Here is a 20864-nt window from a genome sequence, read left to right as displayed (position 1 = left end):
GACATAGCGTCGAATTCCGGAAGGGCAGCCATGCCAGGCAAGAGCACCGTCACCGTTCACACCGACCGTGAGATCCACTCCAGCCGCGCTGTTGCGCCGCCCATCTACCAGACGGCGGCGTTCTCGGCCGAGGACGCGGCCACCTTCGCCGCCGGCGCTGTCGAGCCGCGGGGCGCCGACTTCTATACCCGCTTCGGCAACCCCAACCACGCCCAGGTCGCGGCCGTGGTCGCGGAGCTGGAGGGCACCGAGGCCGCGATGGTCACCGCGTCCGGCATGGCTGCGATCACCACGGCGGTACTCGCTCTGGTGTCCGCCGGTGACCATGTCATCGGGCAGAAGTCCACCTACGGCGGCACTGCATCGGTCCTGCTCAATCTGCTGCCGCGTCTGGGCGTGTCCACCACGCTGGTCGACCAGACTAGCCCCGAGGAGTTTGAGAAGGCCCTCACTCCCAAGACGCGGCTGATCCTGGTGGAGACACCGAGTAACCCGCTGCTGCAGATCACGGATCTGCGCGCCGTCGCCGACCTGGCCCATGCCCATGGTGTGCTGACCCTGGCGGACAACACCTTCGCCACCCCGCTGAACCAGCGTCCGGCGGACTTCGGCATCGACGTGGTCTGGCACAGTGCGACGAAGTACCTCAACGGCCACTCCGACGTCTCCGCCGGGGTGCTGGCCGGGCCGGCGAAGATCCTGGACCGGATCTGGGACACCAGCCTGCTCACCGGTGCCACCCTCGGCCCCATCGACGCCTGGCTGCTGCTGCGCGGCATACGCACCCTGCCGCTGCGTGTGCCGCGCCACAACGACAACGGCCTCGCCCTCGCCGAGGCACTGAACAGCCACCCGGCAGTGGCGCGCGTGCACTACCCCGGCCTGGCGACCCACCCGCAGCACAAGCTGGCCGTCGACCAGATGAAGGGATTCGGCGGGGTGCTGAGCGTCGAATTCACCGGCGGATACCAGATGGCCGATGTCTTCCTGTCTCACCTGCGCTATCCACGCCGCTCGGCCAGCCTGGGCGGTGTCGAGTCGCTCGCCGTGCACCCGGCCTCCATGTGGGCCGGAATGCTCAGCGACGACCAGATCACCGATGCCGTGCCGGCGGGCCTGGTGCGGCTGGCGGCTGGCACCGAGGACACCGCCGACCTGGTCGCCGACGCCCTCGCCGCAGCCGACGCGCTGCACCACTGAGCGTCCCTGCACCCGGCCTCAACCCGCCTGACGCGGGTGAACGTGAACCACCGAAGCAAAGGACCCTGTCATGAAGACCCTGCTCTCCGGCGGCGCCGTCGTCAGCATGGACCCGGCCATCGGGGACCTTGAGCCCGGCGACGTGCTCATCGAGAACGGAAAGATCATCCATGTGGCCGAGCGGATCGACGCGCCGGACGCCGAGGTGATCGACGCGTCCGACCGGATCGTCATGCCCGGCTTCGTCGACAACCACCGCCACGGCTGGCAGACCGCGTTCCGCGGCGCCGGCGCGGACTGGACGTTCCCTGAGTGGGCGGTGGCCATGCACGGCACCGTCAAGCCGCACTACCAGCCCGAAGACGTGTACCTGGGCACCCTGCTCGGCCGCCTCGAGGCCCTGCACTCCGGCGTGACCACGATGCTGGACTGGTACCACGTCGCGCAGGGCCCGGAGCACGAGAACGCCGCCATCGCCGCACTGCGCGACGTACCGGCCCGGTCCATCTTCTGCCTGGGCGCCGGCTGGGGCTCCGCCGACTCCGTGGACGACGCGATCCGCCGCGTCCACGCCGACCTGGCCGGAGACCAACTGGTCAGCCTGGTGTGGGGACTGCGTGGCCCCGAGGACACCGGCATGGACGCCCTCGCCCGGGAGCTGAAGCTGGCCGAAGAACTCGGCCTGCGCACCAGCCTGCACACTGGCTCCGACGGCACCCAGCGCCCCATCGCCGACCTTAACGAGCACGGCCTGCTGCGGGATACCACCACGTTCGTGCACGGCAACGGCATCAGCGACGAAGAACTGCGCATGCTCGCCGACGCGGGCAGCTGGCTCTCCATCAGCCCGGACGTCGAGCTGAAGATGGGCTTCGGCAACCCGCTGACCGGCCGGGCACTCGCCGCCGGCCTGCGCCCGACGCTGTCCGTCGACGACGTCCCCTCGGTCAGCGGCGACATGTTCTCCACCATGCGCACCGCCTTCGCGGTGCAGCGCGGCCTGGACGGCGGCCTGAACTCCCGCGACCTGCTGGAGTTCACCACCATCGACGCCGCCGCCTCGTGCGGACTCGACGCCCGCACCGGCAGCCTCACCCCCGGCAAGGACGCCGACATCATCCTGCTGCGCACCGACGACATCACTGTTTTCCCGGTCACCGACCCGGCCGGCACCATCGTCTCCGCCGGGCACCCCGGACTGGTCCACACCGTGCTCGTCGCCGGCCGCGTGGTCAAACGAGATGGAACCCTGCTGGACGTCGACCTGCCCGCGCTCAAGACCCGGCTGATCGCGTCCCGCGACCGCATCGCCGCCGCCGCCGGCGTACCGCTCGACGGCACCTGGCGTCCGCAGCCCGCGAAGTAGCCGCATCCGAGCCGCCGCAGCACGAGATTGCCCGCCGCCCTGCTCGACCACGGCAAGAGGAAGGAACCCGGCTGATGAAGCTCGTGACGTTCACCGCCGCCGAGCGCGCCGCGCTCGGCCACATCGACGACGAAGGACACGTACGCGACCTGAGCAGTGTGCTCGGTAACCGCACCCTGCTCGACGTCATCGACGACTGGGAACAGCTGCGACCTGTCATCGACACCGCGGCCGGCCTGCCGCCCGTGGCCTCGCCCCGGCTGCTCGCACCGATCCCGCAGCCACGCCGCAACCTGTTCGCGGTCGGCAAGAACTACCGCGATCACGTGGCGGAGTTCGGCCGCTCCGGCTACGACCAGCCGGAACGCCCCGGGGCTCTGCCGACCGTACCGGTCGTCTTCTCCAAGCTCCCCTCCACGGTGATCGGACCGTACGAGGACATCGACCCTCACCCCGCGGTCACCTCCGAGCTCGACTACGAGGCCGAGCTGGCCGTCATCATCGGGCGCGGCGGGCGCGGCATCCATCGCGATCGGGCGACGGCCCACGTGTGGGGCTACACGATCATCAACGATGTCACCGCGCGAGACCTGCAAAGGGACCACCAGCAGTGGCTCCTGGGCAAGTCACTCGACACCTTCGCCCCGATGGGCCCCTGGGCGGTCACCGCCGACGAAGTCGGCGATCCCACACGGCTCGTGGTCTCCTCCACCGTGAACGGCGAGCCCCGCCAGAAGGCATCCGTCGCCGATCTCATCTTCGACATCCCGGAACTCATCAGTACCATCTCCGCGGGAATCACCCTGCACAGCGGCGACATCATCGCCACCGGCACCCCGGCCGGCGTCGGCCTCGGCTTCAGCCCGCCGCGCTTCCTCACCCCCGGCGACGTCGTCGAATGCGCGATCACTGGACTTGGCACGCTGCGCAACACCGTCAGTACGCGGCCGAAGAACGGTCCCTGAGAAGCCATTCGCGCCGCGGCTTCTGATCGCCGTCGGCACAGGACTTGCTGCCTCCGCCGCGACTATCACCACAGCCAAGCTACTCGCAGGCAATCAACCCCCCACCGAGCAACCACGCACACACAAGGACGATTCCATGCGGCTCATCTCAGGCGGCCGACACCATGCCACCTTCGAGTTCGGCGATCTGACAGTGACCTCACTGCGCGACGGCTACGTCGACATGCCGCCCACACGGCTGCGTGACGTAAGCGGACGCACACTAGCGGAGCTGCCCGATACCGTCCCGCTGGTCGACGGGAACCTCCGCCTCTCGGTCAACGCGTTCCACATCACTGACGGGACAGCATCCATCCTCATCGACACCGGCGCATCCAACGCCTGGCATTCGACCATGGGTGCGCTCTACGACGCCCTGGCCGAAGCCGGAATCGACCGCGGCGACATCACCGATGTGGCGATCACCCACAATCACGAAGACCACGTCAACGGCCTCATCGCCCCCGATGGCTCCCAGGCGTTCTCCAACCTCCGACGCGTGTGGATCGGCGTAGGCGACACAGCAGTATTCAGCGGACGGCTCGAACCGGTCGGCGACCGAGTCGCCACCATCACCGACAAGATCGCGATCAACAACTGGGTGATGGCCGTCCCGACGCCCGGGCACACCCCCGGGCACACCGTCTACGAGGTCAGCAGCAGCGCCGGCCGGCTCCTCGTCTGGGGCGACACCGTGCACGTACCGTCACTGCAATTCGCCCAGCCGGACGTCTCCTGGGAACTCGATGGCGCACAGCCCCAAGCACGCAAGGCACGCACCGAGCTCCTCGAACAACTCACCACGCCCGGGTACTTCGTCGCCGGCGCCCACCTGGACTCACCCGGAGTGGGACGCGTGACGCGCAACGGCACTGGCTACGCGCTGGAGTACCTCGCGCCGGCGCTCGCCTGAATCCGTCCAGCAGCACTTGTGACCGATCCAGCGATTCGACACCAGCGCAGCGCAGACAAAAGCCGAACCGGACGCCCTCGGCACGAGCGGCCTAGTTGACATCCAACATAGTCGGCGCAGGTCAGCAGCCAGCACTCGACTATCTTCACTGTCAAAGGACAGAACTGCTGTCAGGGTCGACCGGGCTTCGGTGGCGCGGCCTCTCAAGGGCCAAGGTTCGATGGCGCGCGCCCAAGGTTGGTTGGCTCGAGACACACCGGCACCTTGTCAGGGTCGGGCGGAGTGGCCAAGGAAATCGAACACATGCTTGAATCCGGCTATGAGTCCGATTCCCGACGACCTCGCTCGCGCACAAGAGGAGTGGCACGCCACCTACCGGCAGCTCGCAGCACGGCCGCGCACTGCGGTTCGGACGCGACTGATCCACCTGTCGTCGGAGGTGCTGTTCCATCCGTACTGGCAGGGCCAGCGGTCAGCGGGCTGGGCGGCGCTGCACGGTGCACATGTCCGAGCTACCCCCTGACCCGCCGCTGCCCTCTGACCCGCCCCGGCTCCGGCTGATCCTGGCGTATTTGGACGAGCAGCTCGCCAAGACCGAGACCATCGCCATCTACCTGCGTCTCCAACGAGACAAGGTCAAGATGCCCCTGGCCCGCGCCGAGGGTCCGGCCGAGCCGGAGCGACCAAGGCAGCCGGGTCGGCGGATGGGCAAGGTTAACGGTGGCGGCCCGCTTGCAGGCTTCACTCCGCCGCCGATGGAGACCGGCTACGTCGTCCAGCAGAAGCGGACCCCTCATGGGCCTGAGCCCGCCTTCATCCACCTCGCTGATTGTTCGATGATCGAGGGCACGCCGCACCAGATCAGGCCAGATGAGGCGCGGGCCGCGCTCACCGACCCGAACATCGAGCCGTGCCAGTTCTGCCGCCCTGACACCGAGCTGGGCACAGACCTGGCGTGAGCATTCCGGTCGACGAACTGCCCGCCCCGGCGGCCGGACGTACATTCGGACACATGGACGAGATGCCACAGCGCATCGACCCTTCAACGGACCGGGCCGCCGCCGCTCTGCTACTGGGATGTGCCCCCAATCAGGTCGGCTACTGCGCGGTGCCAGGGGCTGACGCGCCGCTACGGGTCCGATGTCCAGCTGGTGTGCCGGCCATGCAGAGCGATTGAGGCCGCCGACGATTCCTCCGGCTTATCGGCGGCCGTCACCCAGCGGCCGGCACAGCTCCTTGCCCGAACGCAACAACGTCCCCGGGCGCCATGTCCTCGCGAAGTCGTACGTACCGCGCGGGATGCCTCCACACGCCTCGGTCCTGGGCGGTGTCCACGTCGACTTCGGCGACCAGCTCCGGCTCGACAAGGACCACCTCCAGCGGGGTTCGGGACCCCCATGTCGTGGTGAACCGGACGCCCTCCCACGGGTGCCCTCTCTTGGCCGCAGTGAGCTGATCGGCGAGATGCCAGACGTGGCGGGGCTGCAGCTGTGTGCTGCGGGCGACGGCCCGCAGGATCCCACCCCGGTCGTACCGGCCCAGCACGAGGCTCTGCGGGCGACGCAGCGTGCCGGTGACTGCGCCGATGATGCACTCGGTGGTGTCGCGTCTGCGGATCTTGATGAGCGCGCGGGCACCAGACAGGTAGCGCTGCTGGCTTCCACGGATGATCAGGCCCTCAATGCCGGGCACCTCGGTCCAGGACATCAGCCATTCCCGGGCGAGGATCACATCGCCGGTTTCCGGGCACAGCGTCCACGGGTCGGCCAGGTGGTGTTTGGCGAACACCGTCTCCAGCCGCGCCCGGCGCTGGGCGTACGGCGTCCGCAACGATTCATGACCGTCTATCTGGAGGACATCGAACACAACGAAGTGGGCCGGCGTCTGCTCAGCAAGCCGGGCAACGGGACGGCCGTGCGAGGCCGCGCGCCGTTGCAGGGCCTCGAAGGACAGGTGTTCACCGGCCCATACCAGCAGTTCTCCGTCGAGGATCAGGCCCTTGGGGAGCTCGGCGGCGGCGTGCACGAGGTCGGGAAAACGGGCCTGGATCAGTGTCCCGCGCCGGGACTGGATCAGGACGGGTCCGGGCGCCGAACAGGGGGTGAAAACGAGGGCCCTGAAGCCATCCCACTTCGGCTGGAACAGCGGCTCGCCGGGGAGCGCGCTCGGCGGTGGCATCTGGTCACGGGCCTGCGCCAGCATCGGTTCAACCGGCGGTTGCAGCACCATGCACCCGGTCTACGGCACTATGGCCAGGACCGCGAGTCGTGCTGGTGATCGCCACGCCGCGAGACGCGAATGCACGCTCACCAGTAGGCATACTGGCCTCCTGCCCGTCTGCCGGTTTACGCAAGACTGGCCGGAGACATCCGTGATTCTCTATCGTGTCACTTTATGTCGGTCTTGATCGTTGGAGGGAGCGGGTTCCTCGGCGGCGAGCTGGTCCGCCAGGCGACGGCCGCGGGTCATCTCACGGCCGCGACGTACGCGACCCGGCCGGGCTCGGTCCCGGACGCCATCTGGCATTCCCTTGATCTGCGGGATCCACAGCATGTGGAAAGCGTCGTTGCGGACATGGCACCGCGCGTCATCATCAACGCAACCAGCGGCGCAGCCGACTGGGCAGTGACGGCAGAGGGGCCTGTGCGGCTCGCGCTGGCCGCCGCCCGGCACGGCTGCCGGCTGGTCCACGTGTCGAGCGACGCAGTGTTCTCCGGCGCAAGCGTCCACTACGACGAGTCCCAGTTGCCCGATCCTGTCACCCCGTACGGCGCGGCGAAGGCAGCGGCTGAGACCGGCGTCCGCCTCGTGTACCCGGACGCCGTCGTCGCCCGTACCTCCCTGATCATCGGGGACCGACGCTCTGCTCATGTCCGAGCAGTGCATGACCTGACGTCGGGCAAGTGGGACGGGGCGCTGTTCACGGACGACGTCCGGTGCCCGGTGCATGTGTCGGATCTGGCCGCCGCTCTGCTGGAGCTGGGGTTCTCCGACGCTTCCGGTGTACGCCACCTTGCGGGAGCCGAGCCTGTCAGCCGTTACGACCTCGGTGTCCTCGTCGCTCGCCGCGATGGGCTCGACGTCTCCCGGCTGCGGGCAGGACGGCGCAGCGAATCCGGGATCCCCGGTGGGCTCGATGTCCGTCTCGACTGCCGTGCGACCCAACGCGAGTTGGTCACCTCCCTGCGCGGCGCCCGGGAGTTCCTCATCGAAGGAACCAACAAGCCGAGCAACCCGTAACGCCGGATTGCGGTGCTCTTCCAAGACGCCTGGCGAAAGCCACCGCCGCACAGATGGGCTGAACAGCCGACAGCCCCCGGTCCGCGACGGTTCCGGGGGCAAATGGGCGCTGTGCTCAGCTGGGGTCAGTTCTCGGCAGGGGTCTCCTCACTGTCGGTCCTGGCTCGGCGCCGAGCGGCAATGACGGCGGCGGTACCGCCGGCGACAAGGAGTGCGGCGCCGCCCAGGAGCCACGGGCTGGTGTCGGCCCCGGTGTGGGCCAGGGAGCCGACGGGGGCGGTGGGCGATGCATCATCGGTCACGGCCTGCACCGGGGCAGCCGATGGGGTGCTGTCGGATGTGTCAGAGGTGGCCGGGCTGGGGCCGCCGCCGGAGGTTCCGCTGGTCGGGTTGTCCCCCGGTGTGGACGGGGTGTGGGTGGGCTTCTTGGTCGGTGTGGGATGCGGCGAGGTCGAACGCTTGGAGTTGGTGACGGTCACGGTGACCGGAGTGCCGGGGCCGGCGGTGAAGGTCTTGGTGCGCGTGTAGAGGTCGTATCCGGCGGGAGCCTTGGTCTCCTTTGGGGGTGGGTACAGGCGTGTCAGCGGGTTCGGCTTACGGCCGGCCTCGGGGGCGGCGTAGCAACCGGCGTAAACGGCTTGGGCGGCTTGGCGGTTGGAGTCGCCACCGCGACGGAGACGTGGTGGCGCGTGAAGAAGGGGACGTCCTTCACGGTGCGCTCTACCGGCTCGGTGGAGAGGAGGGAGGCGGTAAAGGCTGCGACCAGGGTGGTGGGCGTCGACGGGGTGAACTGCACGCTCCACTGGGGTTCGTCCGGCTGACCGCCCCAGGCTCGCCAGGACGGCGCGAGGCGGGAGCCGAGGGACTTGCGACGGTGATCCACTGCATGCCGCCCCGCCTGTGGGGGTCGGCGACGTAGCCGGTACGGAGGCGAAGGCACGGACTGCACGCGACCGCCCCTTCGTCGTCCGAAGGCTGGTGCAGGGACCAGTCGTCGTCGAAGGGGAAGGGCCAGATGGCACGGAGATCGGCCGGACCGGGACCCGCCAGGTGGCGGGGCAGGACGCGCACCGTCTGATCGCGATCGAGGTCTTCGAAGGGGCGGGTCGAGCAACAGAAAAGGGTCCTGTCTGTGGGATTTTCGTCGTCATCGGGAGCGCGCACCCCTACGTTGAGCCGGCGGAGACGGGACCGACCGCGCCGTTCGACCCGCGGCTCGGCTGGGGGCGGATGCGGCCCAGGTGCCGGGGAACCACACGGCGCTGTACTGCTCGATCGCATCACGCAGGCCGTTGGTGTGGGCGCCTTCCCACGGCACCCAGTCAGGGCGATCCTTGAACTCCTTTAACCTGCCGTGGCCCGAGTTGTGCGGCTGAAGGCCGCGCGTGGAGTCGCGGTGATCGAAGGTCTTGTGATCGGCGAACCGTAGGACGGTGACGTCGAGTTCACCTCGGTCCTGGTGGAGGGTGGCGAGGCGAAGACCGGCGTACTCGTTGGCCCATTGAGCGGGGCTGAAGTCGATCCGCAACCGCAGCGGGCCCCCGGGTATGGGGGTGGCGTAGTAGGTGTCGCCGACAACGGCACTGTCGGCGAAGGGCAACTCGAGTTCGGCGAAGAACTCGCGGGCGTACATGGCCACGTAGGTCTCCCGGGAATGTCAGCGGCGCGGCCCGGCCAGCGCGGGTCGGCTGGTGGTGCTCCAGCGCGGGACGCTGGCAGCGGGCCGGGCGGCCGGCCTGCGGCCGACGGCACGCTGGACGTCGAGCGGGGTCGGGGCTGGCGGCCCCGGCGGAATGATCGAGGTGACCTGGGCCCTGCCTTTGACGTAGCTGTATGTGTCCTCCCGCCAGCGGGGCAGCGGCGCCGGGTCGGAGACGCACTCGGTGAGGGCCTTCAGCAGGCCCACGGGGGTGTCCGTGCTGGCGGTGGCGTACCAGTAGGGCCGGTCGACGGAGGTGCCGGCCCACAGCTGCCAGCGTGCCTCTCGCGTGGTCAGCTCGGTTTCCGGGTCGAGGTCGCCGGTGGTGTATTCGAGTCCGGCCAGCTTGTCGGGTGACTGGACGGCGAAGACGCCCCAGCGGGGCCGGTCGATGAGCCAGCCCCGGTTGATCAGTGGTGCGACGGCGAGGAAGGGGTCATGGTCCTTGCTCCCGGAGACGGGCCTGGCCAAGTAGCTGTCCGGTCCCTGCTGGTATGCCTCGGCGAGGGCGGTGGTGAAGGCGGTGACGAACTCCGTCGGGCAGGAGTCGTTGAAGCACACGCCCCAGACAGGGGGGCCGAAGGGGTCTTTGTAGGCGTTGATGCGCCACAGGCCGTCGTCCTCGCCCTCGGGAAGGTAGCCGAGGCGGACCTTGCGGTCGGGTGCGGTCAGGTAGGCATTGCCCAGGTCGTCGTGGTGAAGGTCCCAGCCGAGGTCGCGCAGCGGGTCGAGGCCGGGATCGCCGATCGCGGTGGCGCGGGCGAGGTAGCGCGGGGAGACGTAGACGTCCCCGTCGATGGTGTCGTCGTGGGGTAGCACAGGATCCTGGGACGGTGAGGTAGGGGCGGGTCACGCGGTGGGCAGCAGTGCCCCTTCAAGGTCGGCGGGTCGGCCGGTGTAGTGGAGCGCGGTCAGCCCCAGGTTGCGAGCGGCATGGCAGTTGTCGGCGCGGTCGTCTACGAACAACACGCGCTCCGGGTTACCGGCGCCGGTGGCTGCAAGGGCGTGGCGGTAGGCGGCCGGGTCGGGCTTGCAGGCTTCCAGCCGGGCCGAGTACAGGGCCTGGGTCATCATCGGCCGCCAGTCGTGAGTGTCGAGCACGTCGCTGAGGTGGCGGGGTGCGTTGGACAAGAGCACCATCGGCAGCCCCGTCCGGTGGGCGCGGCGAAGGGCGGACAGGACGCGCTCGTCCGTGGCGGTCCACATGTCCGTGTCCGCGGCGAGGAGTTCGCGCAGCAGCCGGGGGTCGGGATGGGAGCCGAGGACGCGGGCCCAGTACGCCATGTCGCTGAGCTGGCCGGCGTCGTAGGGTTCGCGGGCGCTCCAGAAGGCGCGCTGGAAACCGGTGAGGTCGTCTTCGGACCAGGACGCGATACGGGCGAGGCGGAGCCACTGGCTGCGGGTGGGCTGCAGGCCGATGACGCCGTTGTAGTCGAGGATCACGGCGACGAGGCGGGTGTGGCGGGTCAAGGGGTGGTGTTCTCCAGGGCGCGGTGGGCGAGGAAGGCGATGGCGGCTGCCAGGAGGGCGGGTAGCAGCAGGGCCGTGGGCAAGGTGGCGGTACTGGCGAGGGCGCCGAGGAGTGCGGGGCCGGCCAGCAGGCCGAGGTAGCCGGTGACGGAGACCGTGGCCACGGCCTTCGGTCCGCCGGTCCCTGCGGCGGTGATCAGGGACGGGACGGTGCCGGACAGGCCGAGTCCGAAGACGGTCCAGCCGGCCAGAGCCGCGGGCACGCTGTCGGCCAGGACGCCGGTGGCCAGTCCGGCGGCGGCGAGCACCGCGCCGGCACGGACCAGTGTGGGGGCGCCGACGGCGGCGGTGAGCCGGTCGCCGCTCAGCCGTCCCAGGGCCATGGCCGCGCTGTAGAGGGCGAACGCGCTCGCTGCGACGGCCGTGCTGGCGTGCAGGCTATGCACGTGCACGGCGGCCCAGTCAGCTGCCGCCCCCTCCCCCAGCAGACTTGCGGCCGCCAGTGCACCCAGCAGCCACAGCCTCGTGGGCGGCAGTGCCGCCTGGGCAGCGCCGGCGTCGACGTTGTTGGGCGTCAGAGGTTGATCGGCGCCGTGCAGGGCGCGTGTGCTCGCTCCGGCAACGAGTACAGCGGCGGTCAGCGCCAGGCCGGTCACCAGGAACAGGGTGCTGTGGCTGATGCGGACGGTGGCGGCGGCCAGGGCGGCGGCGCCGAGCGCTCCCAGCGAGTAGGCAGCGTGCAGGGAGGACATGATGGGCCGGCCACAAGCGTTCTGGCAGCGCACCGCCGCGGAGTTCGCTGCGACGTCCAGGACGCCGTGTGCGATGCCGAAGGCGAGCGCCGCCGCGAGCAGCGAGGCCAGCGTGCGGCACTGGCCCAGGACGGCGAGTGTTCCGGCCAGGCCGACGGCTCCCAAGATCAAGAGGAGCGGGAGCCGTTCGGGCCGGGCGACCCGACCGCCGCTGCACAGGCCGACAACCATCCCAAGAGCAGCAGCGAGCAGGACAAGGGACAGCTGGGCGGTGCTGAGGTGGGCGGCCTGCTGGACGGCCGGCATCCGGGCGCCCCACACGGCCATCACCACGCCCAAGCCCAGGAAGTAACCGGTGAGCAGCCCCCGGCTATGGCGGGCGGAGGCGGTGGTACGGCTCATGCAGCCCGACCGCCCACGACCACGTCACCGGCTATGTGCCGTGTGACGTCGATGCGGAGGCTGTGGGCGGCCTGCTCGGCGCGGGCCTGGGCGAGGTCGGCGGTGGGCGCGGTAGTGATCAGGTAGCCGATACGGGCGGTGAACATGTCGCCGCCATCGGCCGGGAGGAGGATCTGGTCACCGACGTGGCGCTGGAAGTGGACGCGCTCCAGCCCCGCCGGGCGCGACCCGTCGAAGTCGAGGCGGCGCAGAATGCCGGAGGTTTCCGGGTAGATGAGCTGGATCGCGGCGGCCGAGGAGCGGGTGGGGGTGAGGTCCGGTGCACGGTCGCAGGCGATGTCGGCGGCGGCGCGCGGCAGGTCGATGCCGGTGGCCAGGCGGACCAGGTGGCCGATCATGTCGCCGGCGATCCTGCCGTTGACCTCGACCAGCCGGGGGCGTCCGTCGACCAGGCGCATCTCGACATGGGCGACGCCGTCGGTGATCCCCAGGGCGCGGATCGCGGCCCGTGCCGCCGGGGCGACCACATCGATCAGAGGATCGCCAGCGTCGACCGAGTGGGCCAGTTCCTCGAAGTACGGCGGGTCGCTGACGGTCTTGCGGGTGACGGCGACCACGGTGCTCTCACCGCGATGGGTGACGCACTCGACCGACAACTCGGGCCCGTCGAGATACTCCTCGACCAGCACGCTGGTGTTCTCCCGCCCCAGACCGGCGGCCTTGTTGGCGAACTCGAAGGCACTGGTGAGCTGTTCGGGAGTATCGCAGCGGATGACGCCGATGCTTGCGGCATGCGCGGCCGGTTTCAGCACGACCGGGTAGCCGATCCGATCGGCCGCGCCCCGCGCCTCGTGCAGGGTGCGGACGCTCGCCGAGGCGGCCGACGGGACCCCGTGCCGGGCGAACAGAGTGCGCGAGGTGGCCTTGTTGCGACACGCCTGCATGGCCTCCGGGCCAGTGGTGGGCAAGCCGAGCTGGCGTGCAAGGCGAGCCACGGGCACGAGGTACCACTCGGTCCACGTGAACACGCCTGCCAGGTCGTAGCGTTCGGCCAGGACGCGACCGGCAGCCGACAGCGCCGCCTGATCGGTCGGATCGGGAACGACCACGCAGTCCCGGATGTACGGCACCTCCCACGACGGCTCCTCGCCCGTGATCAGGACGACGTCGTAGGTGGCAGCCACGGACTCAAGGCAGTAGCCGCGGTATGCCTCGGCTTCCATGTCGGCGGCTGCGACAACCAGGACGACAGGACGGTCAGACAAGAACGAACTCCTCAAAGATCAGATAGGGAAAGGTGGCCGAGGGGCTCTACGGGCTGCGTCGGCGGCGGACCTCGATCACGGACGCCCACTCCGGATGGGCAGCAAGCAACCGCCTGGCGTACAAGGCGGTGTAGTTGTTGTTCAGGCCCTTGACCCCATGCGGCCGGCACCAGCGCAGAGCCTCGAACAGCGCTTTCATCCCGACACGCTCGGCTCCGGCAGCAAGACGCTCCTCGACGAGCCGTTCAAGAGCCCGGTAGATCCAGGGGTGCTGGGAGTCGAAGGCGCGGAACCGTTCGGTGATCGTGAGTCCGTCCCGGTGCGGAAAGTCGAGGCCGGGCAATCCGACCTGCACGGTGGAGGGCATGCGGGGGCGTCGGTTCCTTTCGGGGCGAGGGCTCAAGCAGGGGTGGTGCGCAGGGTGCGCAGCCGGGCGAAGGCGGTGAAGAGGCCGAGGGCCTGCAGGAGGGAGGTGACGGTGACGGCGTGCCCGATCTGGCCGGGCGGGATGGCCGCGACCAGCAGACCGGCGAGGGGGAAGGGCACCAGGAGCAGGAGGATCGTCAGGCTTAGGGTGCTGCCGAACACCTCGGGCGGGATGAGATGAGAGCGCAGGGTGCGCAGGACGACGGTGAGGCCGCCTTCGCCGGCCATCAGGACGGCGATCAGCAGGACGTATCCGCGGTAGGTGTCTGCCTGGGCGACTGCGAGGGTGGCTCCGGCGGCGACGGCGGCAGAGGTGGCACCGACCGGCCACAGCCCCCACCGGTCGATTGCCCGACGCGCGCAGGTGATGGCCAGCAGGGAGGCGAGGGCGGCGGCGGACCAGATGAGTCCCGCATCGGCGCTGGAGCGTCCCAGCTCGGTGACCACGATCACCGGCATCGCCGCCTGGAGAAGGGCGATGGCCGTATTGGAGACGAGCAAGCCGCCGACCAGCCAGGCCAGGGCGGGAAGGGCACGCAGAGTGCCCCAGCCGGCCCTCACACCGTTCTTGGCCTGCGTGTCGCCACTCGGCATGGCCGACTGGCGTGGAAGCAAGGTGGCGGCGAGCAGGGAGAGCGCAGCGAGGGTGCTGAGCATGAGAGCCGGTCCGCCGTACTGCAGCAGCAGTCCTGAGGCCAGGGGCCCGGCCAGCGTGGTGGTCTGGTCGATGGCCAGCAAAGCGGACTGCACCCGGTGCGCCCGGACCCCGACTGTTCGACTTGCGTCGCCGCCGGCGGTCTCCGCAGCGATGTAGCTGCACTCGGTGAGGAAGCCGCTCACTGGTGCGAGCGCCATCACCGTCACCGCCGCTGGCACCCCGAAGTCAGGCGCCGCCAGCAGGAGCGCGGCCAGCAGGACGGCAAGAGCCCTGCCGACACACGCGGTTCGGAAGATGCGGGCAATGCCGTGGCGGTCGACGAGGGAGCCAGCCACCGTGAACGCCACCAGGCGCGGCAGCCACTCCAGCGCGAAGGCGACGCCCGTCAGGGTCGTCGACCTTGTCGTCGCGACCACGATGAGCGGGATGCCGTAGGTGGTCATCGCGAACGCGGCGCCGTCAGCCGTTCGGGGCAGGTAGACGCTGCGGAACAAGGAAGGGTGGCGGGCGTGCCGGGCTCTGGCGGCCCTCACGCGGCCAGCACGGGTTCGGCGCCCTGGACAAGCTGCGGGTTCTCGCGCAGCCACTGGGTCAGAAGGTCACGCGGCCCGGCCTGCTCCTCATCGGCCTCGGTAGCCGGAGCGCCTTCGAACTCCTCGGTGGCCTCCTGCGCAGTCAGAGCGATAGGCACAGCGAGGATCGCGAGGGTGTGCTGGACACGGCTGGTGAAGTCGCACACTGGGGCCGGGAGACTGCGGCTGCGAGCCCAGCGGGCCATCCCGTCGTAGAGGTCGGCCAGGCCCGATCCGGACGGTGTCAGGCTGAGGCCGACACCAGGACGGTGACGGACCAGCCCGAGAGCGCGGGCCTGCTCGACGGCCTGACGCAGCTGGGCCACGGGCACGTCGGGGAGGGTGCGAGTCAGGCTGCGCGGCGCGATGGGGCCGTTGTCGTCGATCTCGGAGACCAGGCGGATCAGACCGGGGGTGGTCAGCATCGTGCAGGCGTGCCGGAGGCCAGCGGCCTGGAACAGGGTGGTCATCGGCGCGGGCCTCCAGTCGGAAGTGCCGCCAGCGGGCGGGGCGGGGTGGCATGGGAGAACAGAGCGGTGCGCTGCCAGGCCGGCGGCGTCTGGTCGGTCGGGTACGGTGCGGGCGCGGTCGTCGGGGCCGGCATCCGTGTCTGGCTGCTGAGCCACATCCGCTCTTCAGGTGCGGCGTTGGCGCTCCCCCAAATCGGGTGCTCTCCGGCCTGGTTGAGGGACTGGCCGGCGGACCAGGCGGACAGGGCGCCCAGGACGGGACCGAGACCGTCGCCGGCGGCAGACAGACGGTAGGGCTGCCCGATCCCGTCGGTTCCGACGAGACCGTCGTCCACCAGCTGCCGCAGCGGTGGGTAGATGTTGGTCCAGTCACTGCCGGGCATGACCGTCTGGGCCAGAGCCCGGCCGCTGGCCTCGCCCCGGATCTTGAGCACCCACAGGATCGCGGCGGCGTGCCGCCGGGTCAGGAGCGTGAGACTGTCCTCGACCTGCTCAATCGCGGGCAGCGGCTGGTCCGACTTCTCCAGATACCGCTCGGCCCAGGTGACAATCAGCGGCAGAATTGGCAGCAGCGTTGCGGCACGGTCGGTGTGGCCGTAGGTGACATGCCGCGAGGTGTGCTCAGTGCGCTGGACGAGGCCGGCATCGCACAGCTGGCGCAGCTTGGGGTGCAGCTGGCCGTCGCGCAGCCAGGACACCTTGGCCGCGAGTTCGCTGTAGCGCAGCGGCTGCCCGCTGAGGGCGAGCAGGATCCGTACGTTCCAGCGTGGAGTGATCATGGCGAGTGCCTCGGTGACCCGGGCGACGTCGGCATCGGTGTCGGGGGGCAGACCGGTGAGGGCCAAGGAAGAAACTCCAGTGAGAGTGGCGGATACGCGTGAGGGTCAGCGGCCTGGTGCAGGGCTCGCAGCCGGAGCGGCAGGGGCCGTGACCACGGCGGCGGTTGACGCTCGGGACGGCTCGGGCGGCTCGACGCGCACCAGGCTGTGCAGCACCGCCGACGCCGTCACCGCCTGGGTATCCCGGACAGCGACCGCTTCCGCGAGCCGGCGGGCGCAATCGAGCACGTGCGGCACCTCGTGGGCGCTGATGTGCCGCTCGGGGTGGACCAGTTGAGCGAGTCGCTCACGATGGAAGGCGATGCTGCGCTCGGTGAAGGCGAGGGTGTCGTGCAGGCCGAGGAGCGCGGAGAGCATGCCAGGCGGCTGGTCCTGAGCATGGGAGGCGAGGGCGGCGAGCGGAGCGCCGAAGAGGTCCTCGATCCGTCCGGCGATCTCGGCGGACGTCGGGTGGGTCAAGCAGAAGCTTTCACAGTCGGCGGGCCCGGGCCGCCCCGGCACGCTTGGGCGCCGGGGCGGCTGAAGGCAGGACGGTGGCGGGGGTCGGTTGCATGGTGCGGACGGTCCGGGCCCGCTGCCCGGGTGGGGGCATGGTGCGCAGCAGGTCATCCAGCGCGGCGCGGTAGCCGTCGCGGGCGTCGAGCGCCGCCTCCAGCCACTGCGCGTCCATCCGCAGGTCCTCGGCGGACAGCTCGTCCATGTCGCGGTCCGCGGCCATCGCCTCGTGGACGCGGTCACGGACCCGGGCGACCTGCTCCTCGGCCAGAGCCAGGAAGGAGCGCAGCTCCAGTGCGCGGGACAGCGCCGGGGAAGCGTCGGGACGTACCGCTGCTGTGTACAGGTCGCCGACCGGGACGCCGAAGATCTGGTGCAGCAGGTCGTCCGCGGAGCTGAGCTTGAGCTGGACGCTCACCGTGCAAGGCTCCTTCCCGGCTGCGGGGTGGTCGCCGGCCTCGGCGGAGGGCTGGTGGGCACGGCCGGTCCCTGACGCCCGCGCAAGCGGGCCAACCGACGGGCGGCCAGGTCCTCCTTGCCCACGGCGTTCGGGTCGAGAAGCCACCGCACGACCATGGCCCGCCCGTCCCGGGCGGTGACGGCCGCGTCGACGCGATGGGCCAACTCCATTGTCGGATCGTCGACCTCACTGGGCTGGCTCTCCAGCACGACCACGAGGGCGTCCTCCGCTCGTTCCAGCGCTGCCTGCGATTCGAGGAGAAGGCCGTGCCACTTGACCACGTCCGTGGCGTTGGAGTTGGCGGTCGGCGCAGCGGCGACGGCCGCCTTCAAGTGATCCATGCTCATTCCGAAGCGGGATTCGATCCGTTCGGTGAGCACTGCCACGACATTGTCTACTGCATCGGGTGGAGCGTCGGACAAGGGGGACTCCTCTTGGACGGACACAGGGGTCCTTGAACTACCGAGAAGGAAGGGATTTAGGCGCTCAAAAGCGCCGAGACGCAGTCGAGTTGCTGGTGCATCTGTCTCAGTCGAGGCACATCGGGACGTCGCGGTAGACGTAGGTAGCGGACACCCAGCCCTTCTCACCCGTCGTTCGATCCGTGATGTACCGCCAGTGGCCACTGGTCTTGTGGACGGTGAACTTGTGCCCGCGGTACAAGATGCCGACGGGGGTGGACTTGGCCGATGCCTTGGAGCGGATGGTCACCGCCTTGGTGCCGATGACCCACGGACCAGGGTCGTTGCAGGACTGGGAGGTCAGGACGCTGCTCGGAGCGGCCGTGGCGGTGGTGGCCGCCGCGATCGGCAGGGCGAGGGCGCCGAGGATTGCGGCGGATACGGCTATTCGGGTTGCGCGCATGCGGAAGTAGCCTCCAGGCGGGAAGGAAGAAATGAGGGAAGTGCCGAACCGGTGTTGTCCCGGCGGCCGTTTAAGAGTCCGGAGAATCGCCGGTTTGGCCAACCGGCGATCATCAGCTATGTTTCGCCGCGCTGACCCGGAAACGGGGCTTCAGCGTGAACGGCCCGAGGGCCGGGAAGGCGCCGGTGTCGGCATGGGAGCACGGCGGGAAAGTGATGGCGTCGGGCGGACCGGTGGCAGAGCCTTACTCACGCCGCTGAGGCGGTCGTCACACCATTGCAGGGCTTCTTCGGCCGTTTCGAAGCCGCCTTCGCGAAGCGTGTGCGTTCCCGCCTCGATGTCGACTTCCTCGACCACGACACGGAATGAGGACGGGGCGCGCTGGTCCAGGGCGCGCAGTACCACGAGAGTGACCCCGTCGTCCGGGTCGTCCCGGGTGTAGGACCAACCGAAGGCGTAGTGATCTCCGTCCCTCATGAGCCGTTGCTCCAGGGCCCGCGTCGCCTCGTCGGCCGGTGTGCTGCCCCGGTCGGGGTCGAGTGCCAGGGACTCGGGCGGACACCCCCGGTGGTTCAGCCACGATTGGGCCATCGAAGGCAGAGGCAGTGTCGCCCGCTCGAAAGTGAACGTCCCTCGCTGGTGCTCTCGTTGGAGGTAGAGAGCGATGTATTGCGGCACACCCGGGTGGTCCAAGGTCGCCGAGCCGTCGTACAGGACGTAGAAGCTGCGGGCGTCATCAGCGGTGTGGTGCTCGGCGAGGGATACGAGCATGTCTTCGTTCACACCGACGAGATGGAAGAAGGCGGCGCTGATCTGCTCGTCGGAGTCAAGGTCGTCCACCCGGAAGTCCAGGGGAGGGTGCCGGTCCCGGCCGGTGGGCGGGGATGGTTCGTGGGTGGGCATGTGGTCTTTCGGGTCAGCGTCGCTGTGCCGGAGCGGATGGCCACGCTCCCGGCCGCGCGGCCGGCAACGAAGCCTTGCCCGGCTTCGCACGGCGGCTGGCAGTCAGGGCGGCGCGGCCGGCGTCGGTCAAGCTGACCGGCTGGCCGGCATGGACGGGATGGCTGGTATCGAGGGTGACGAAGCCGGCGGACTGGAGTCGCTGAAGCTCGGCGTAGGGGACGCGGGTGCCCGAGGCGGTGGTCACCGACAGCCGGCTGGTCAGGAGGTGCTCGTAGAGTTTGGCGCCGCCGGCGATGGCCAGCAGCGCGGCCTGATCAGCCGTAGTGATCTGCGCCTCTCCGCGACTCGGGGTGGCTGATCGGGCGGCGCTTTCGATCGGCTCCAGCACGGTGAGCACCCGCTGCGCGGCAGCATCGCGGCCTGCGGTGGCCTCCTTCAGCTGGACCACAGTGCGGTCGATGCGCTCGAACAAAGCGGCGTCGACGGGGAACTCCTCTGAGGACAGCCTGTGCAGAAGGGCTCGGTGGAACGTGACGCCGGTCTCGGCCTGGGCCAGTTCCCGATGCCGGTCCACCAGCTCGGTGTGCGGCTTGTCGAGAATGCCGCGGTCGCGGTGGGCCCACAGGGTGTCGACGTCATGACCGGTGGCTGCCTCGATACGAGAGTCGAGTTGGGACACAGCGCGCCGGGCAACCGGGAGCGCCGGATCAGGGGGCATAGGCGATTCCTCGGGTCAGCGGGTGTGAAGCGGGGAGGGGCTCTGCGCGGGGCGGGGCAGGCCCGGCATGGCGGACGGCAGGGGTGCCGACCTGGGCAGGGGACTGCGGGTGGCCAGCTGCGGGGAACGGGCGCGTGCCGCGTGGGTGCGGGCGCTGAGCGGCCGGCGGGACATGCCCAGGCGGCGGCCGACCTCGTCGTAGACGTCATTGCCCGCACGCGGCCGTACGGCGACCACGTGGATCTCCCGCCGATGCGCCGACGACTCGGGTGCCGGGCGGATGCCGTAGACGACCCGCCAGTCCTTACGGGCGTCCACGAACAGCTTGCGGTAGCCCTCCAGATCGCCGGTCAGGCGGAGCCCGAAGCGCTCGGCGTTCACCACTTCCTGCAGATAGGCGAGGGTGAGATCACGGATGTCGGAGGGTGCCTGGAGCAGGTCGGTCAGAGCACGGGGATCGAAGCTCAGGCCGAAGACCGGCTGCTGCCCCTCGCTCATGACGCCAGCCCGTACTCACCGGGCCGCGGCCCCAGGGCCTCGGCGGACTCCTTCTCCGCGCGGGCCGAGGGCGGCGGTCCGGGAAGGAGGCGGTGCGCGGGACGCTCCGGGGAGGTCATGCAGGCGGACAGGGGGCCGCCGGGTGTGCGGATCGCGGCCATGGCGTGGGTGAGGAAGTCGCGGTGCCACACGAACATGCCGGCCAGGCCCGACTCGGGGTCCTTGTGCTGCTGGTAGGCCAGCCACAGGGCATGCAGCCAGGCCACGACGTCGCCGTGCTCCTGCCATTGCAGGCACCAGGGCGCCGCCGTGGTGACCTCCGCCCCATAGATCGGGAGGAGGAAGTCGTCGACCCAGTCCGACAGGGCGTCGAGTTCGTCCTCGTACGACTCGCCCTCCAGCTCCATGATGGGCCGAGGCTCCGGCATAGCCGGTGCCGGCGGTCCACCGAACCCGGGCATGCCGAACGCCGCGAACGGAGAACCCCCCGGGGGCGGAGCGGAGGCGAGATGATCCAGCTGCCGAGCCTGCTCAGCGGTCTGTTCCATCAGCCGGCGGACGCTGGCTTCGATCCCCTGCAACTGGGCGTCCGGGATGCGAACCGGCTCCAGTTCTCCGTCAGCCGGGGGTTCTACGGATTCAGACATGAA

27 protein-coding genes are annotated in these 20864 nt (G+C 69.7%); 7 read left to right on the top strand and 20 right to left on the bottom strand.

The window, feature by feature from the left end:
• Positions 1 to 30: 30 nt before the first annotated feature.
• The 6 genes from ABT171_RS37600 to ABT171_RS37580 all read left to right on the top strand — a co-directional run bounded on the left by ABT171_RS37600 (position 31) and on the right by ABT171_RS37580 (position 5442).
• Entirely contained in the window at positions 31 to 1200 is a 1170-nt protein-coding gene (locus ABT171_RS37600; RefSeq protein WP_351214522.1) for a trans-sulfuration enzyme family protein, read from the top strand.
• A 70-nt stretch (positions 1201 to 1270) separates the two neighbouring features.
• A complete protein-coding gene (locus tag ABT171_RS37595) occupies positions 1271 to 2566 on the top strand; it encodes an amidohydrolase family protein (protein ID WP_351250915.1) in 1296 nt (431 codons plus the stop codon).
• Positions 2567 to 2640: 74 nt separating this feature from the next.
• The gene (locus tag ABT171_RS37590) at positions 2641 to 3531 is read left to right on the top strand and encodes a fumarylacetoacetate hydrolase family protein (protein WP_351214526.1); all 891 of its coding nucleotides are present in this window, start codon (positions 2641 to 2643) and stop codon (positions 3529 to 3531) included.
• Between the two features lie 136 nt (positions 3532 to 3667).
• The gene (locus ABT171_RS37585; RefSeq protein WP_351214528.1) at positions 3668 to 4483 is read left to right on the top strand and encodes an MBL fold metallo-hydrolase; all 816 of its coding nucleotides are present in this window, start codon (positions 3668 to 3670) and stop codon (positions 4481 to 4483) included.
• A 220-nt stretch (positions 4484 to 4703) separates the two neighbouring features.
• Positions 4704 to 5006, top strand: coding sequence for a DUF8825 domain-containing protein (locus tag ABT171_RS42045; protein ID WP_503078379.1), 303 nt, complete (start codon positions 4704 to 4706; stop codon positions 5004 to 5006).
• Positions 5007 to 5055: 49 nt separating this feature from the next.
• Positions 5056 to 5442 carry a DUF6233 domain-containing protein gene (locus ABT171_RS37580; protein ID WP_351250914.1) on the top strand — a complete coding sequence of 129 codons (387 nt, stop codon included), beginning with the start codon at positions 5056 to 5058 and terminating at the stop codon, positions 5440 to 5442.
• Positions 5443 to 5695: 253 nt separating this feature from the next.
• On the opposite strand, the gene ABT171_RS37575 is transcribed toward ABT171_RS37580, so the two are convergent.
• Complete coding sequence (locus tag ABT171_RS37575) at positions 5696 to 6712, bottom strand: ATP-dependent DNA ligase (RefSeq protein WP_351250913.1); 1017 nt, start codon at positions 6710 to 6712, stop codon at positions 5696 to 5698.
• A 165-nt stretch (positions 6713 to 6877) separates the two neighbouring features.
• Here ABT171_RS37575 and ABT171_RS37570 point away from each other — a divergent pair, with 165 nt between their 5' ends.
• Positions 6878 to 7723 (top strand): SDR family oxidoreductase, encoded by an 846-nt coding sequence (locus tag ABT171_RS37570; RefSeq protein WP_351250912.1) that lies wholly within the window; start codon positions 6878 to 6880, stop codon positions 7721 to 7723.
• A 125-nt stretch (positions 7724 to 7848) separates the two neighbouring features.
• Here the strand turns inward: ABT171_RS37570 and ABT171_RS37565 are convergent, their stop codons facing one another.
• From ABT171_RS37565 to ABT171_RS37475, 19 genes are all read right to left on the bottom strand, one after another.
• Positions 7849 to 8025, bottom strand: coding sequence for an LAVTG motif-containing sortase-dependent surface protein (locus ABT171_RS37565; RefSeq protein ID WP_351250911.1), 177 nt, complete (start codon positions 8023 to 8025; stop codon positions 7849 to 7851).
• Positions 8026 to 8303: 278 nt separating this feature from the next.
• Positions 8304 to 8606: an SPDY domain-containing protein gene (locus tag ABT171_RS37560; RefSeq protein WP_351250910.1), complete on the bottom strand. Its 303-nt coding sequence runs from the start codon at positions 8604 to 8606 to the stop codon at positions 8304 to 8306.
• Positions 8607 to 8870: 264 nt separating this feature from the next.
• Positions 8871 to 9356: a hypothetical protein gene (locus tag ABT171_RS37555; protein ID WP_351250909.1), complete on the bottom strand. Its 486-nt coding sequence runs from the start codon at positions 9354 to 9356 to the stop codon at positions 8871 to 8873.
• Positions 9357 to 9380: 24 nt separating this feature from the next.
• Entirely contained in the window at positions 9381 to 10241 is an 861-nt protein-coding gene (locus ABT171_RS37550; protein WP_351250908.1) for an SPDY domain-containing protein, read from the bottom strand.
• Positions 10242 to 10271: 30 nt separating this feature from the next.
• The gene (locus tag ABT171_RS37545; protein WP_351250907.1) at positions 10272 to 10892 is read right to left on the bottom strand and encodes an HAD-IA family hydrolase; all 621 of its coding nucleotides are present in this window, start codon (positions 10890 to 10892) and stop codon (positions 10272 to 10274) included.
• The gene (locus tag ABT171_RS37540) at positions 10889 to 12046 is read right to left on the bottom strand and encodes an MFS transporter (RefSeq protein ID WP_351250906.1); all 1158 of its coding nucleotides are present in this window, start codon (positions 12044 to 12046) and stop codon (positions 10889 to 10891) included. Before ABT171_RS37540 ends, ABT171_RS37545 begins: the two co-directional genes overlap by 4 nt.
• Positions 12043 to 13269: an ATP-grasp domain-containing protein gene (locus ABT171_RS37535; RefSeq protein WP_351250936.1), complete on the bottom strand. Its 1227-nt coding sequence runs from the start codon at positions 13267 to 13269 to the stop codon at positions 12043 to 12045. Before ABT171_RS37535 ends, ABT171_RS37540 begins: the two co-directional genes overlap by 4 nt.
• Before the next feature lie 88 nt (positions 13270 to 13357).
• Positions 13358 to 13678: a hypothetical protein gene (locus ABT171_RS37530; RefSeq protein WP_351250905.1), complete on the bottom strand. Its 321-nt coding sequence runs from the start codon at positions 13676 to 13678 to the stop codon at positions 13358 to 13360.
• Positions 13679 to 13710: 32 nt separating this feature from the next.
• Complete coding sequence (locus tag ABT171_RS37525; RefSeq protein WP_503078363.1) at positions 13711 to 14928, bottom strand: MFS transporter; 1218 nt, start codon at positions 14926 to 14928, stop codon at positions 13711 to 13713.
• Positions 14925 to 15437 (bottom strand): hypothetical protein, encoded by a 513-nt coding sequence (locus tag ABT171_RS37520; protein WP_351250904.1) that lies wholly within the window; start codon positions 15435 to 15437, stop codon positions 14925 to 14927. The genes ABT171_RS37525 and ABT171_RS37520 overlap by 4 nt, the downstream gene beginning before the upstream one ends.
• On the bottom strand, positions 15434 to 16282 hold the full coding sequence (locus ABT171_RS37515) for a winged helix-turn-helix transcriptional regulator (RefSeq protein WP_351250903.1): 849 nt from the start codon (positions 16280 to 16282) through the stop codon (positions 15434 to 15436). Before ABT171_RS37515 ends, ABT171_RS37520 begins: the two co-directional genes overlap by 4 nt.
• A 39-nt stretch (positions 16283 to 16321) precedes the next feature.
• Positions 16322 to 16735, bottom strand: a complete 414-nt coding sequence (locus ABT171_RS37510; RefSeq protein ID WP_351250902.1) for a hypothetical protein — start codon at positions 16733 to 16735, stop codon at positions 16322 to 16324.
• A gap of 10 nt (positions 16736 to 16745) precedes the next feature.
• Complete coding sequence (locus ABT171_RS37505; protein WP_351250901.1) at positions 16746 to 17189, bottom strand: hypothetical protein; 444 nt, start codon at positions 17187 to 17189, stop codon at positions 16746 to 16748.
• Positions 17186 to 17653 (bottom strand): hypothetical protein, encoded by a 468-nt coding sequence (locus tag ABT171_RS37500; protein ID WP_503078352.1) that lies wholly within the window; start codon positions 17651 to 17653, stop codon positions 17186 to 17188. Before ABT171_RS37500 ends, ABT171_RS37505 begins: the two co-directional genes overlap by 4 nt.
• Positions 17654 to 17759: 106 nt before the next feature.
• Positions 17760 to 18095, bottom strand: a complete 336-nt coding sequence (locus tag ABT171_RS37495; protein WP_351250900.1) for an SH3 domain-containing protein — start codon at positions 18093 to 18095, stop codon at positions 17760 to 17762.
• Positions 18096 to 18245: 150 nt separating this feature from the next.
• Positions 18246 to 18935 (bottom strand): hypothetical protein, encoded by a 690-nt coding sequence (locus ABT171_RS37490; RefSeq protein ID WP_351250899.1) that lies wholly within the window; start codon positions 18933 to 18935, stop codon positions 18246 to 18248.
• A gap of 76 nt (positions 18936 to 19011) precedes the next feature.
• Entirely contained in the window at positions 19012 to 19716 is a 705-nt protein-coding gene (locus tag ABT171_RS37485; protein WP_351250898.1) for a hypothetical protein, read from the bottom strand.
• Positions 19717 to 19731: 15 nt separating this feature from the next.
• A complete protein-coding gene (locus ABT171_RS37480) occupies positions 19732 to 20214 on the bottom strand; it encodes a hypothetical protein (RefSeq protein WP_351250897.1) in 483 nt (160 codons plus the stop codon).
• Positions 20211 to 20762 carry a DUF4913 domain-containing protein gene (locus ABT171_RS37475; protein WP_351250933.1) on the bottom strand — a complete coding sequence of 184 codons (552 nt, stop codon included), beginning with the start codon at positions 20760 to 20762 and terminating at the stop codon, positions 20211 to 20213. Before ABT171_RS37475 ends, ABT171_RS37480 begins: the two co-directional genes overlap by 4 nt.
• Positions 20763 to 20864: the final 102 nt, after the last annotated feature.

The sequence above is a fragment of the Streptomyces sp. NPDC001851 genome (assembly GCF_040297165.1).
Classification (GTDB): Bacteria; Actinomycetota; Actinomycetes; order Streptomycetales; family Streptomycetaceae; genus Streptomyces.
Note: the sequence above shows the minus strand (reverse complement) of the source record. Positions and strands in the feature narration are given on the sequence as shown.

Coding starts and splice junctions, on each gene's coding strand:
- ABT171_RS37600 (WP_351214522.1), top strand. CDS start 31: ATGCCAGGCAAGAGCACCGTCACCGTTCACACCGACCGTGAGATCCAC.
- ABT171_RS37595 (WP_351250915.1), top strand. CDS start 1,271: ATGAAGACCCTGCTCTCCGGCGGCGCCGTCGTCAGCATGGACCCGGCC.
- ABT171_RS37590 (WP_351214526.1), top strand. CDS start 2,641: ATGAAGCTCGTGACGTTCACCGCCGCCGAGCGCGCCGCGCTCGGCCAC.
- ABT171_RS37585 (WP_351214528.1), top strand. CDS start 3,668: ATGCGGCTCATCTCAGGCGGCCGACACCATGCCACCTTCGAGTTCGGC.
- ABT171_RS42045 (WP_503078379.1), top strand. CDS start 4,704: ATGGCGCGCGCCCAAGGTTGGTTGGCTCGAGACACACCGGCACCTTGT.
- ABT171_RS37575 (WP_351250913.1), bottom strand. CDS start 6,712: ATGGTGCTGCAACCGCCGGTTGAACCGATGCTGGCGCAGGCCCGTGAC.
- ABT171_RS37570 (WP_351250912.1), top strand. CDS start 6,878: ATGTCGGTCTTGATCGTTGGAGGGAGCGGGTTCCTCGGCGGCGAGCTG.
- ABT171_RS37555 (WP_351250909.1), bottom strand. CDS start 9,356: ATGTACGCCCGCGAGTTCTTCGCCGAACTCGAGTTGCCCTTCGCCGAC.
- ABT171_RS37540 (WP_351250906.1), bottom strand. CDS start 12,046: ATGAGCCGTACCACCGCCTCCGCCCGCCATAGCCGGGGGCTGCTCACC.
- ABT171_RS37535 (WP_351250936.1), bottom strand. CDS start 13,269: ATGGAAGCCGAGGCATACCGCGGCTACTGCCTTGAGTCCGTGGCTGCC.
- ABT171_RS37530 (WP_351250905.1), bottom strand. CDS start 13,678: ATGCCCTCCACCGTGCAGGTCGGATTGCCCGGCCTCGACTTTCCGCAC.
- ABT171_RS37520 (WP_351250904.1), bottom strand. CDS start 15,437: ATGACCACCCTGTTCCAGGCCGCTGGCCTCCGGCACGCCTGCACGATG.
- ABT171_RS37495 (WP_351250900.1), bottom strand. CDS start 18,095: ATGCGCGCAACCCGAATAGCCGTATCCGCCGCAATCCTCGGCGCCCTC.
- ABT171_RS37485 (WP_351250898.1), bottom strand. CDS start 19,716: ATGCCCCCTGATCCGGCGCTCCCGGTTGCCCGGCGCGCTGTGTCCCAA.
- ABT171_RS37480 (WP_351250897.1), bottom strand. CDS start 20,214: ATGAGCGAGGGGCAGCAGCCGGTCTTCGGCCTGAGCTTCGATCCCCGT.
- ABT171_RS37475 (WP_351250933.1), bottom strand. CDS start 20,762: ATGGAACAGACCGCTGAGCAGGCTCGGCAGCTGGATCATCTCGCCTCC.